This window comes from Lacihabitans sp. LS3-19 (assembly GCF_024343575.1).
Lineage (GTDB): Bacteria > Bacteroidota > Bacteroidia > Cytophagales > Spirosomataceae > Leadbetterella.
Genome location: NZ_RJUA01000005.1, coordinates 224,221 through 238,080, shown reverse-complemented (window position 1 = coordinate 238,080; position 13,860 = coordinate 224,221). Strand labels below are relative to the sequence as shown.

The 13,860-nt window shown below is 33.9% G+C and carries 8 protein-coding genes and 1 pseudogene; 5 read left to right on the top strand and 4 right to left on the bottom strand.

Translation table 11 applies throughout. The features are described from left to right. A pseudogene (locus EGI22_RS07385) lies at positions 1–450 on the top strand (DDE transposase); the annotation flags it as partial. 633 nt (positions 451–1,083) lie between these two features. On the opposite strand, the gene sprA reads toward EGI22_RS07385, so the two are convergent. From sprA to EGI22_RS07370, 3 genes are all read right to left on the bottom strand, one after another. Further along, entirely contained in the window at positions 1,084–8,514 is a 7,431-nt protein-coding gene (gene sprA, locus EGI22_RS07380) for a cell surface protein SprA (RefSeq protein ID WP_255067482.1), read from the bottom strand. 92 nt (positions 8,515–8,606) lie between these two features. Next, on the bottom strand, positions 8,607–9,200 hold the full coding sequence (gene ruvA, locus EGI22_RS07375; protein WP_255067481.1) for a Holliday junction branch migration protein RuvA: 594 nt from the start codon (positions 9,198–9,200) through the stop codon (positions 8,607–8,609). A 254-nt stretch (positions 9,201–9,454) separates the two neighbouring features. Next, positions 9,455–10,153, bottom strand: coding sequence for a thioredoxin domain-containing protein (locus EGI22_RS07370; protein WP_255067480.1), 699 nt, complete (start codon positions 10,151–10,153; stop codon positions 9,455–9,457). A 369-nt stretch (positions 10,154–10,522) separates the two neighbouring features. Here EGI22_RS07370 and eno point away from each other — a divergent pair, with 369 nt between their 5' ends. The 4 genes from eno to EGI22_RS07350 all read left to right on the top strand — a co-directional run bounded on the left by eno (position 10,523) and on the right by EGI22_RS07350 (position 13,352). Next, positions 10,523–11,800 (top strand): phosphopyruvate hydratase, encoded by a 1,278-nt coding sequence (gene eno / locus EGI22_RS07365; RefSeq protein WP_255067479.1) that lies wholly within the window; start codon positions 10,523–10,525, stop codon positions 11,798–11,800. Positions 11,801–11,923: 123 nt separating this feature from the next. Then, positions 11,924–12,247, top strand: coding sequence for a septum formation initiator family protein (locus EGI22_RS07360; protein WP_255067478.1), 324 nt, complete (start codon positions 11,924–11,926; stop codon positions 12,245–12,247). Positions 12,248–12,325: 78 nt separating this feature from the next. Further along, positions 12,326–12,835, top strand: coding sequence for a low molecular weight protein-tyrosine-phosphatase (locus EGI22_RS07355; RefSeq protein WP_255067477.1), 510 nt, complete (start codon positions 12,326–12,328; stop codon positions 12,833–12,835). Continuing rightward, positions 12,807–13,352 (top strand): hypothetical protein, encoded by a 546-nt coding sequence (locus EGI22_RS07350; RefSeq protein WP_255067476.1) that lies wholly within the window; start codon positions 12,807–12,809, stop codon positions 13,350–13,352. The genes EGI22_RS07355 and EGI22_RS07350 overlap by 29 nt, the downstream gene beginning before the upstream one ends. On the opposite strand, the gene EGI22_RS07345 is transcribed toward EGI22_RS07350, so the two are convergent. Next, positions 13,330–13,761: a MarR family winged helix-turn-helix transcriptional regulator gene (locus EGI22_RS07345; protein ID WP_255067475.1), complete on the bottom strand. Its 432-nt coding sequence runs from the start codon at positions 13,759–13,761 to the stop codon at positions 13,330–13,332. The genes EGI22_RS07350 and EGI22_RS07345 overlap by 23 nt on opposite strands. Positions 13,762–13,860 lie beyond the last annotated feature (99 nt).

Below are 13,860 nucleotides of genomic sequence, written 5' to 3'. Positions count from 1 at the left end.
GGTATAAAAGCTCACATAATGCAAGTTGGAGGGCTAAACATCATTGAACACCACAGTTTCAATGCCTTCAACGAGACTACCAGACTAAAGCATGCTTACTATAAACATCGATTGATGATTGGAACTTGTACACATTTAGCAGCAGATGGGATTTATCCAACAAATAGCAATAGGCGGTTTTGTACCACTAAAAAACTGCAAACCAATTTTGTTGCAAAGGGTAAAAAAGTAACAGATAAAAATATCAAAAAAGTTAAAACCATCCTTTCTATAGAAAGAGGAACACGCCTAGAAGGCTCATTTGGCACGGAAAAAGAAAACTATGGCCTAAGGAAAATCAAAGCAAAAACACCAGAAACACAAATCGTGTGGATGTTCTTCGGAATCTTTACTGCAAATGTCGTCCGACTATCAAAACGGCAACAAAAACAAGTCAAAAAAGTAGCTTGAAAAACTTTTAAGAGAAATATCACGGGATAAGACTGCCCAAACTCATCTAAAAAACAAGAATTGCTAACAAAAAAATGAAAATGTAAATTTTTCAAGAATTCTCATAGCCAAAAATCAAAAAATCCAGACTCGTGAAAGACTGGATTCTTGAAAAACAGAATTTTTTTAGCAATTATCAAGGACGCCCTTTTTATGGTTTTTGGGTTTTGAATGGGGATTTTAAATTCAAGTTTAATTATAAGTTTAAATTCAAATTCAAGTTCAAGATCAAAAACAATTTCAAAAACAAAATCAAGTTCAAGTTCAAAATTAAGTTCAAAAACAAGACCAAAATCAAATTTAAGTTCGAAATCAAAAACAAGTTCAAATAAGAAACCAAATTAAATTTTAATAACTCCTAGGAATCAAGATTAAAGTAATATGTTTAAAGGAGAAATAATAAAGTTTGATTTTTTAGAAAGCTAATTTTGAAAATAAGACATTCAAAATATCACAAGAAATAATTCATTTTTACAATTAATGACAACCAATTTCAAACTTCTCGCAACTCATTACTCTTCAAACACATCTAAATCGCTCCTAACTCCCAACTCACAACAAAATCACTTACATCTTCCCACTTTTAAAAAAAATCTAATCACTCAAATTAAACCTAGCATTTATTCCGAATATAGAAGAAGTTCTTTGGTAAGAAAGCGAAGTAAAAGGAGTATTTACCAATCTCTCCCAATACATACCTGCGTTTATCTTTTTATTGAATTGGTACTGCAGTTGTGGTCTTATCTGTAAATTATAATTACCTTGAATAGGTACAACGTCACCGTCTAAACGTCTCTGTAGTACTTTTAAATCACGACTTGTAATATCGATTCTGAAATTTACATCATTTTTGAGGACAATAAGATTGCCATCTCTTCCTCTGAAAGGAAGTTTAACGTTATTTTTCTTATAACCAATTCCAAAAACAAAATCTTTACTGTTGTATTCCGCCACTTGAGCATTTGAAAGGTTCAAGGCGGCTTTTCTTTCTTTGTTCCAGTTAAACGAGCCTGTAAAGTTTCTTTTGGTGGTAAATTGAACACCAATCACTGGTGAAAACTTCTCCTCCATAGAAATTGTACTCATAATAAATGCTGGAGCAAACAGAGGCGTGTTCGAGTTCAAATAAGGTATATTGGCATACGTTTCAATCGTTTTATCTCCTAATGGATAATCTCTAATGGCAAGATTAAGTAATTGGTTTCCGTATTCCAATGAAGATGTGAAATTACCTACACTGTATGTTGATGAGTATTGATGACTTAGTGTAATCGAATTGAATACTTGCTTAAATAAGGGTAGTTTTTCTAAACCTTGATAATCAATTCGCCAGTTTGGCATTGGGAATGAAAGGAAAGGGTTAAAGGTTTTACCACCTTTCTTAATTGATTTTGCAAATATTTTATCCAAAGACTGACCAGAATAAGCTGAGAAGAAAGCGGGGATTAATACATCCTGAGAGTTAAGGTCGTATTTTCCTATCAATTGCCCTTCTGCATTTGTATTAATTCCATTTAATCTATCTAATACTTTTTGTCTATTACCTACCATGTTATCAAATATTTGATATTGGTATAAACTAGCAGAGTCATTGCTCATTTTTGTGAAGCCAGTTTTAAATGACCAAAACGACATACTGAAACTTCCATTTCTTACTGGATTTAGAGATTGGAACGAACCTCCAACAGTTTCAGGTCGATACATTTCTTGATAGCTGTCTGCTCGTGTCAAATTACCTTTTATTTGCATCGTTAGGCCTTTAAATGGCTCCAGACGTGTTCCAAAGTTAAATTTCACACCTCGGGTTTGCGTAAATGGATTATTCTGGATAATGCTCTGTGATAGCCAACCTTTTTGGGCAGCAATCTTATGGATATTTCTATTTTGACTTCCCATCACAAATTCGATTCCTGGAGCATATTCATTGGATCCGTCCATTCCAAAAAACTTCGGTGAAGGTAAAAAGCCAGGCAAAAGCGTGGTTTCGAACAAAGCAAAATCTGCATTAATTCCTCTTAAAGTCATCAATACCCTCGTTAAACTTTTAGTTACACTTCCAGTCTGTAGTTTCACTTCTTCATCATCTCCAGGTGCTCTTGTAAATCTTTGTTTCGGTGGGTTAGGAGCATTGGCCATTCTCAAGAATTTGAGCTTATTATAAAGTTTCACCAAATCAACTTGCCCATTTATGGCTAATTCTCTGCCATTTTCGAGCATATTACCAAATGCATCTCCGTTTTCGTCTTCTATTTTAAATGAACCAGCGGTATATCCATAGTTATTGTTAAACCTTGTATCTGCTTTCATCCAATCCAAAAGGAAAAATTTATCCAGTGGTAAACGATAAGTAGCCTGCATTTTTTGCATATAATTTTTGGGTCTACCTAAAGTTGTTAATCCATCTATGAACTTTATCTCATCATCTGTTATCTCATTTATATCATCTTGAATGGAAGTCATTTGAGCATTGTAAGAGAAAACTATAGACTTTGTTAAATTCCATTGGGTATCATAGAATCTATTTCCTAGAAAATATTTAATGACGTTTGGTGAAATATCTGAAGTTTCTAGATTTGAATTTCTATATTGTGTCAAGAAATAACTTCTGTTATAATCTCCCCTAAATGCTATTAAGGTAGGAATTGGAGATAGATTCAAAGTTTTGACGTTTTTCAAAAAAGGCTTATCAAATCCAGTGAATTTTTTAAAAGGCTCCCAAGTAAATCCTTTAGGTGAATACTGATAGCTTAAACCTGCTCGAGTTTGGGTTTGTAGGTTTTGGTCTAAAAGGATACTGCGTCTTTCAATACGATTTTGAGCATAAGAAAAGGTGAAGTTTTCAATATCGTAAAAATGATCTTTTCCTGTTGTTTTAGTCTTGGTTTTCCTTACATTGGTAAAGTTAAAACCTTTTGTTACTGCATCTTCAGAAACTATTTCTCTGGTCAGATTTTGTTGATAAATACTTCTGTTAAGTAGTGCATCATCCAATCTAATGTCAGGGTCAAGTGGGTTAAACGTTGGAATAACCATTTGGTGATCATAGTTGGCAAAAAACGGAATACTCAAACCCCATTTCAAAGGAAAAAACTTATCTATTGCAATGTTTGAGGCTATACCGAAGCCTTGAGAAACTTCTCTAGAACGTGTTGATATTCTATCTTGTACTCCACCAAAACCATAGTTCTTGAAATTTCCATTTAACAATATTGTTCCAACATCTGCAAGTTTTATATCTGCTGAGAAAATCCCCGCTTCTCCATTTTCTTGGTCAAATCCAAAGGCCCTAAGTTCATCGCACCATATAGTGAATTCTCTTCCGATAAACTTATTGATTGTGTCATTGTTTTTCAAGCCTATCATCATTGTTAACACATTGCTGAAGTCAGGATTTCCAATTACACTAATTTTATACTGTCTAATAATATTCTCTTCGATTCCATCGATTGGCCCTGAAACGGTGCCTTCTATATCAACTAGTTTATCTCCTCCATATCTTTTATTCATTGGAAAAAGATTTCGGTTTCTTTCAAGTTTAAGGTTTCTTAAAATATCCAATGAAATATCAAGTTCATTTTCTTTAGGCCAAATGATATAAGGATCTTGAGATCCATTAATGGTGTTTTTAAGATTCGGAATTTCTATTTCATAATAGTTATTTTTTAAGTCAGTTCCAATTCTTATAAACGCACTAGCTATACCATCTTGGTTTTCTTTGTTTTGGGTATGTACAAACATCTTTATTCTTTTGTACATGTTAAGATCCAATTTGGTGTTTTTGAAAACCGCTCTGGCTTCTCCACCTCTAAGATCTTCAACGGACATACTTAAGGACTGCTCATTTAACTGCGTAAATATCTGTGTTGTAAAATCCCTATCTCTAATAAAACCAGGAGGAACAACATATGGCGTAGTACCTGGTTTGATATTGCAATCCCCTTCAAGCGGACAGCCGTTTTCTTCAACGTTTACAGAAGAAGTTTTGAATACAGCAGTGCTCGAAGAATCTTGTGGTACTTCAAAATTACTTTCGTCCGATAGGCTATTGGCATATACTCTGTATTGGTTAGAAACCAGTTGCAAAGATGCAAACCTTAAAACTACGGGTTGTTCCCATTCAGTAGTTACCAATCTGATAAATCTCATAGACTTAAAACCTTCTTTGCCAGCAGGAAAACTACGTGTTGGTTTTCTTATCGGAATTCTATGAAGGTACCAAGTAGCACCATTTGTTGTCACCTTGTCTACTATATAACTATTTCCAGACAATGCACCTGAATTTGGTAAGTTTCCGGATGTTGGGCTCAATTCTACTTCATATTCAAAATAGTCTTCAACTTGATTTATTGTATTATCTTGATTGATATCTTCTTTGTCAGCTAAATTTGTTGAGGCCTGGTTAAGGTTAGATGTTGTGTTTAAATTTGTGGTGTTAGAAGTGATTGGTGGAGCGTTATTTTCCATTCCAAGGTAATCTTTGAATCGCTCCAAGAAAGTAGCCTGGCTAGCGTCAAAAATTGGGTCTAGGAAATAGTGGAAATCGTCTTTTGATGGATCACTTTTAATTTTTTCGAAAGCATCAGCGTTCAAATTTCTGCCTTCTAAAGTACTTAAAAATCCTTTAATTCCCTGATTATTAGTTGCATTGTTTGGGTTTACATAATTTCTCTCATCTTCATTTGAAAGACCGTCTAGACCAACGTCTTGCTTTAACCTTACACTTTCTGAATTATCAAATGCGTCTGTGATAAACTGTGTTTTAGGAGCCAAGCCCCAATCCGTTTTTACTGGACTCGAAAAGCTCGTTGAGTCTTTTATGCCATTTTCGAAGTTAAATCTGCTGTCAGGAATTACGTCTTCAGATATATCACCCAGTTGTATCAAAAGCTTACCACCTGTTGTATTTCTAAAAGCTTCGTTTCTACTTGCCCTTACAACATCGGCAAATGGGTCCAAAAGCCAAAACTCCAAGTATTCTACATTAGAATTGTCAAAGTCAGCATCAAAAGTTATACCTCTCATTACGGAACCAAAGTTTTTCTTCGGATCTGATAATCTTCCTTCTGAGTTTAGATTAGAATTGTAGTTATACATACCTGGCTCCGTAGGGTAGTAGGCTAAGTCCAGTATAGCAGAGGGTAATTGTTGAGCAAAAACCTGCCTAGATCTTCCAGGGAAAATGTCTTGAATCTGGAATCCCTTTGTATAGATATTGCTGTTTGCTTCAGCTTTTACTTCGTCTGGGATTATGCTATTGGCTCCAAAACCACCTGTGGAAATATAAGCGGACATATCTACGGTATAAGCCGATATTTTTGCTCTGTTATAATTGTAAGCATAAGCATCACTTGGATAAGTAGGAATGGTTTTTAAAATCGCCTCTGGAGTTGAACCCAACCTCCATTTGGTTGGCTGTCGACTTAAATCATTGATATTTCGAGCAAACTCAAAATCATCAATCATTGAGCTACCTTTTACACGCTTATTGTTTACACCAGGTCTTAGCTGAGCAAATTCGGCGTTAAACATTATTGTAGACACTTCTTTGGTCTGAATTCCCGGCAATTTGTCTAAAAGCTTGGTTAAGCCCATCACATCTTTTTTGAAATTAGCATCTAATCCCCAAATCGTATTATTTACAGGTTCGTTGCCTATTGAAGTTCTGGTGATAAAGCCAGGCGTATTTTCTTTTAAAGATAATAATGTGGCACCTATTCTCAGATGTCTGCTTATGGTATAATCTAATCTAAGACCAAATAATCTCCTTATCTGTGCTTGGAAAATATCGGGTTTTTCGTAATCTATCCTTATTTGTCTACCAGAACTTAGAATACTTTGGTTAGTAATTCTAATAGTACCTTGTTGATTGTCAACAGTATAGTCTACACCTTGTTTAAGCTCACTACCTCCTGCATATACTCTTACCGAAGAACCTGATGCTCCTAAAGGCAAGGAAATCTCAGAACCTCCAGATTGAACACTTCCAGATATAAAAAATTTGTTTTTTAAACTTACTTGCTGGGCATCCATCAATGTTTTTCGATATAATTCATCGAAAACATATTTTTTTTGTAAATCAGGTTCCCCTTCGAATAATGCATTCAAATGCGAGCCAAAGGGCTCTAATACTGGAAATATGATCCTTCCGTATCTTTCATTAATGGTTACATTTTCAACATAGTCAAAATTTCCATCCTTTTTTGGGTCGTTGTTGAAGTTCAGTTTATCAAGCTTCATGGCTTCTATCAAAGGCACATCTACAAAGTTTTTACCTTCTCTAAGGTTTGGTGTGTCCATTCCTGTTTGATCGTCTTTGTAGATTATTCTTAACTGAAAACCTTCTTTTTGAATCTGACCTTGAGCCAATGAATAAACGTTTTTCATCATCAAGTCCCACATCGGATTGTTGAGACGGTTTCTAATGGTAGAAGACTTCAAAAGCTTTAGCATTATTACTTCATCTTCTTTTCTACTTACATAATCTTCTGTAAGTTCACCAACCTTGTAAGCTCTTCCTTGATAAGTATATTCATAGGCTACTGCCAGTATCTCATCATTTCTTAGTGGAGTAAGTAAAGAAATGTAACCTAATTCAGGTTGAATTTCAAACTCTCTGTCTGTTAGTTTTTTGGCTCCTCTGAGAAGTTCGAAATCTTCTCCATTTTTGAGGTTCATGCCAGTAAGTATGTTACCACTATTGTCTATTCTCCTAAAAGATTCATCGTTTACAAGACTGCTGAAAAGATTGTTTGATTTATTGTCAGCGGCAAGAATAGTTTTGTTCGGTACGATAATATCGCTACGATAAGGATTTTTTTCTGCCAAATCTGCCAATCCAACCAAATTTCTCATCGAACTCACGTTATTGGTTCTATTGGTTACATAAACTTCTATTCTGGTAATTCTCACTCCAGATGTTAACATGGGTAGATTTTTTAGAGATTTTTCGTATTGGTCTCTGAAAAAATGAGATATGAAAAAGTGCCTGTTTTCGTCGTAATTATCACATCTAAATTCAAATTTACGGCTTTGAGAACCACCATTGATCATGATAGATTCTGTTCTTGAGTTTTGTTGTGCAAATACTGTTGTGATATCTAGTTTGCCGAATTTAAAACCAAGTTTAGCTCCAAATAGGTTTTGAACACCCGGTATTAGCTGAGTCCTATTTGGCATTGTAATATTTCCCAACTCTACTTTTTGAAGAATGTCTTCTGGTTCGTTCTTAAAATTAAGTTTAAATTTATTTTCAAAACCGAAAGATGATTTGGTGTCAAAATTTCCGAGAATATTCATTTTCTCTTTAGTTTGACCAGCCTTTCTTACTATATTTTTTAAATCTTGAATTCTTGGAGAATTGTTAGAATTTTGATTACTTGAATTGTCAAAATCTCCTTCATTTGCATTTGAATTTTGACCACCTCCGAACAAATTATTGAAGTTAATAGCAATCTGTTGATCCATATCAAAAATTGGCTGTCTTCTAAGTGCCAAAGGCGTCATTGGGTTGTTAACAAAACTGGTTCCTGCTCTTAAACTCACACTTACATAACCGTTTGGCTTAAACTCTGGCACTTTGTCTCCAAAAATTCTATCCATAATTGGATTTTTTTCCAAAAGCGGATTAATCCGTTTTCCCGATACTGAGCTATTTCCATCTTGTGCTTTTTCAATATCGCGTAAAATACTCTGTCTTAACATGGCATTCTGAATACTAGAGTATTCATTGAATGTCATGGATTCGGGTATTTTTACATCAATCTTAGAGTTGATATTCTCACTTATCGTGAAATTTTTATTGTCGCCGTTGTAAAGGACCTTTGTTTTGAGGCTATCTGGATTAATTGATAAAGCTGGAGAGAGTCTATAATTGAATCTATTGAGATAAGTATCTTTCCAATTGTAGAAAAACGAACTAGTTTTCTTATTCTGAAGGGTATCAACAGGTGAGATTTGAGCCCAAGCGGATGCAAGAGAACAAAGTATTGTAAAAAATGTGAGTTTATAAGGTATTTTTAAATGCATAAAAAAGGAATGCAAAACAGAGTAATATTGCTTTAAACGACTAAAATCTTGCCATTATTCTAAAAATCGAATTTTTTTATTAAACGTACAAACTATCTTAGAGACAGTTTTATCAATTCTTCAAGAGATACATCGCCACTTGTTCTTTTTAGAATCGTATCTACACTTTTCTCAGCAGCAGCTTTAGGTATTCCCAAAGTTGTTAATGCCGTTAATGCTTCAGATCTTAAAGTATGGTTGACAGAAGCAAACATCGTAGGGTTTATGCCTTCCGACATTATGTCTTTTTTGAGTTTGTCTTTCAACTCTATCACTGCTCTTTGTGCGGTTTTGGCTCCTATGCCTTTTATGTTTTGTATGGTTTTTACATCTTCCGAAATAATTGCTTGTTTGATTTCCAATGAGTTCATAGATGAAAGAAAAACCAAAGCTATACTTGGCCCAATGCCAGAAACGGATATTAGATTTTCGAAAAGTTCTCGTTCATCTTTTGTGAAAAAACCAAAAAGTTGATGAGAATCTTCTCTTATTATTTGGACAGTGTGCAAAAGACAAAGTTCCGAACTGTTTTGTAAAGCAGAATAGGTTTGAAGTGAGATTTTGACCCAATAACCTACACCGCCAACATCTAATATCACATGAGTGGGTTCTTTCTCTACTAATTTGCCTTTTAAATAAGCTATCATTTTTTTTTAGGGGATCAGGAAAAATTAAGTTTCAATTTCAAAAATACCAATAAAATGAGACTTTTTACGCAAAATAGCCCTAAAAACTGTCTTTTTGAAATTGATTTTTTAGCGAATGGAATTTCAAAGTAATGCAGAATTTATAATCTTTTGAGATTAATATAAGAAGCAACAAGTTTTTTGCTTTTTGAAAATGTAGTCTTTAAAAGTATAAGTGACTAAAAATTAGTGAATTGATTAAAAGAAGATTAAAATTAATGAATTTTAGATTTAATTTCATTTTCAGTAATTAGACCAGTATGTCTCCAAATTTGCTTTCCGTTTTTATAAAGGATTAAAGTTGGTATTTCGGAAACTTCATGAGTTTCAGTTAAAGAAGTGTTTTTGTCAGCATCAATTTTAACCATACTTAGTTCAATACTTTCGTCGTCTATTTTTCTTAAAATCGGAGCCATTTTTTTGCAGGGGCCACACCAGTCTGCATAAAAATCTACGAGTACATATTTATTGTTTTTCACCATTAAGTCATAATTGTCGTTCGAAATAAACCCTAAAGGTGTAAATCCTTTTTGACTTGATTTGTAAGGTTTAGAATTTGAAATCCACTTTTCAAAACCACCTTTTAAAATTGTAATATTTTCATATCCTATTTCAGAAAGATATTGAGCAGCATCTTGGCTACTTTGACCAGTCTGGCAGTAAATGAACAAAGGACTTTTTTTTGGGAAAGCTTGTTTCATGTAATCCTCAAAATCTGCTCTCAGGTAATCCACATGTATTGCTTTTTTTATGTGACCAGCTTCAAATTCTCCTTTTGATCTAATATCTAAAAGCGGAATATTTGCATTCTGTCTGGTAGATTTTTCGAAATCATTGGGAAATAGAATGGTTGCAGCATTCTGAGCAATCAAAAAATGGCTTATGAAAAGCAGTAAAAAAGTTATTTTCTTCATTTAAATAATAATATTTTACCTAACGACTACAAATATTGTACTAATATGCAATTATGAATTATTTTTTTTAATTCTTGACATTCCTTTTCAAGAAAATGCAAGAAAAAAAATGTCGAAAGACTTAAAGAAAGGAAAAAAAGCAACACTGTAAATTTGGTTTTTTAAAAGATTAGGAATTCGGTTTTTTGACCGAATTTTAAAAAATAACACCAAATCTTAATTTTAAATTATAGAATTTTAATAATGCATCTATGGCAATACGCCAAATAATCCGTTTCTTTGTACTGATTTTAGTCAATTTTAATCTTTTTTGTACTATTCAAAGATAGTATAGAATAAAGCCAAAATTTTACATTTAATTTTAAGAAAATGAGTCAAATTGTTAGAGTTCATGCCAGACAAATCTTGGATTCAAGAGGCAACCCTACTGTAGAGGTAGATGTTTTAACAGAAAATGGATATTTAGGTCGTGCGGCTGTACCTTCTGGTGCATCTACTGGCGTTCACGAGGCGGTTGAGCTTCGCGACGATGACGAAAAAGTATATGTTGGTAAAGGTGTTTTGAAAGCTGTAAAAAATGTTAATCAAGAGATTGCAGCTGAATTGTTAGGTGTGAATGTTTTCGAGCAAAACTTCATTGATAAAACAATGATTGAGTTGGACGGAACAGCCAACAAAGGAAATTTAGGTGCTAACGCTATTTTGGGAGTTTCATTAGCTGTAGCTAAAGCAGCCGCTCAAGAAGCTGGATTGCCATTGTATAGATATTTAGGTGGTGTAAACGCCAATACTTTGCCAGTACCAATGATGAACATCTTGAACGGTGGTTCACATGCTGACAACTCAATAGATTTCCAAGAGTTTATGGTTATGCCTGCTGGTGCAGCTACGTTCTCAGATTCATTGAGAATGGGTACTGAGATTTTCCATAATCTTAAGAAAGTATTAAAATCAAAAGGATATTCTACTAACGTAGGCGACGAAGGCGGATTTGCTCCAAACATTGGGTCAAACGAAGAAGCAATCGAAATCGTTTTGACTTCAATCGAAAAAGCTGGATTTAAGCCAGGTGTTGATGTTTTCATCGCTATGGATGCTGCGGCTTCTGAGTTTTATGACGCAAAAACTGGTCTTTACACATTCAAAAAATCAAGCGGTAAATCATTGAATTCAATGGAGATGGCTGCTTATTGGAACGAATGGGCTGACAAATATCCAATCAAATCTATCGAAGATGGTATGGCTGAAGATGACTGGGCTGGATGGGCTGAATTGACTCGTTTGGCAGGTAAGAAAATTCAGTTGGTTGGTGACGATTTGTTCGTTACAAACGTGAAAAGATTACAAGAAGGTATCGATCAGGACATTGCAAATGCAATCTTGGTGAAAGTAAACCAAATCGGTTCATTGACAGAAACTATTGATGCTGTAAACCTGGCACACAGAAACAAATATAAGAGCATCATGTCACACCGTTCGGGAGAAACAGAAGATTCAACTATTGCTGACTTGGCAGTGGCATTAAATTGCGGTCAAATCAAAACTGGATCGGCTTCTCGTTCTGACAGAATGGCGAAATACAATCAATTATTGAGAATTGAGGAAGAATTGGGAGATTTAGCTTATTTCCCTGGTTTGAATTTCTAATTTAGAGATTTCGATTTTTAGAAAAAATATATTTTAAAAGCGTTAGAGTTTTTGCTCTAACGCTTTTTTGTTTGTTCACACTTTTTTATATTTGAATGATTTTAAAAATTATGCCTTCCTAAAATGAAAAAAATATCTTCTCCTTTTATTGTAAAATATAGATTTTACATCATTTCCTCGGTAATTATGCTCATTTGGTTGATCTTTTTTGATAGGTCTAACCTAATAAAGCAGTTTGACATGGCAATGGAATTGCGGCAGTTGGAAACGCAAAAAGTGTTTTTTGAGAAACAATTAGAAGATATCAAAAAAGAAGAAAAGGAAGTATTAGGAACTTATTCTTCTCTTGAAAAATATGCTCGTGAGAAATACTTAATGAAAAAAGATGGTGAGACAGTTTTTGTTTTAGTTGACGAAGACGACAAGCCAATTGTAGAAGAAGATTGAGAATTAGTGGGCTTGATTTTAACTTTTTGAAGTCTTTGCTTGTTATAAAATAAAGAGTTTTAATAAATCCCGAAATTTATGAGAAAGGTATTGTTTGTTTGTCTTGGGAATATTTGCCGCAGCCCAATTGGGGAAGCTACATTTAATAAAATAGTTTTAGAAAAAGGTCTTGAGCATTCGCTCTGGGCAGATTCTGCTGGAATAATGGGCTGGCATGTTGGAAAAAAAGCTGACCAAAGAACTATAAAAAATGCTGTAAAACACGGTATAGAAATAACACATTTAGGAAGAAAACTCACAGAGGAAGATTTAGATGATTTTGACCATATAGTGGTTATGGATGAGGAAAACTTTGATACTGTCCATCGCTTTTATTATGACACAAAAAAAACTCCACCCGCAGCTGATAAATTATTTATGCTGAGAGATTATGACCCCGAGGTAAGAGGCGTTCATGATGTAAAAGACCCTTATTATGGTGGAGAAGAAGAGTTTGAGGAAGTTTATCAGATTGTAAATAGAAGCAATGAAGCGTTTATAGATAATTTGGTTGAAAAATATGACATCAAAGCAGAAGACCCTATTTAATAAGCTTTCAGGGAGTATTACCAAAGAACAATCCATTGATTTTGGGTTTGAGTTTGCTCTTGATTTGAATTTTACGAAAGAGGTTTTGGCACTTTTAAAAAATGAAAAAGAGATTTTTAATTTCATTTGGATTTTAAGGTCACTTACTGATAAAGAACTCAATCGAATTCGTGGAATTTTCGACTTTGTTTTCTCAGCTTTGAAAAAAAATGCTAAAAATGATGGGATTTTAAGAAATGGAGTCGCACTTTTGACTTTCATAAAAATACCTTCCGCAAAATTAACTGAAGTTTATGATTTGTGTTTTTCTTTTCTAAGAGACAAAAAAAGAGCAATAGCCGTTAAGGTATTTTCGATTGAGGTTTGTTATAATATTGCAGAGCCATTTCCAGAACTTTTAGAAGAACTAGCACTTCAAATTGAGGAGAATCTCATGGTACAAGGAGATATATCTCCAGGAATATATTCTAGAGGAAATCGCTATCTAAAGAAAATTAATCAACGTTTGCATAAATAGTATCCATTATTCTAACCAAATCTTCATAGTCTTTATCGCTAAGGTTTTCATAAGATTTTTTTCGACTTTTTGCAATTATGGCAAAAGCTTTTTTGTGCAATTCAAGTCCGGTCGAAGTTAATTCTAGAATAAATTTTCTTCTGTCAGCGTCTGACATCTTTCTGATTATTAGGTTTTTCTTTACCAAAATATCTAAGATTCTGGTTACTGTAGGAGCATCTTTGTAGGTCAAAGCACCGAGTTCGTTTTGAGAAATGCCAGGATGTGGCAAAATATGGTCTAAAACTACCCATTGGTCCACTGTCAAGTCTATGCCTCCGTCACTTAGGTTTTTTTGCATAAATGACCTTATGCGTTTTATAGTAGAATCAATCTTGAAAAAGTACGCTCGTTTGTCAGAATGTGTCATAAGGTTTTAAGGGGAATTTGCGAATTTAACACTTATTCGTTCAAATATTGTTTTAACAATTATTATTTTTAAAACTATCATAATTCCCAATCGTTGTTT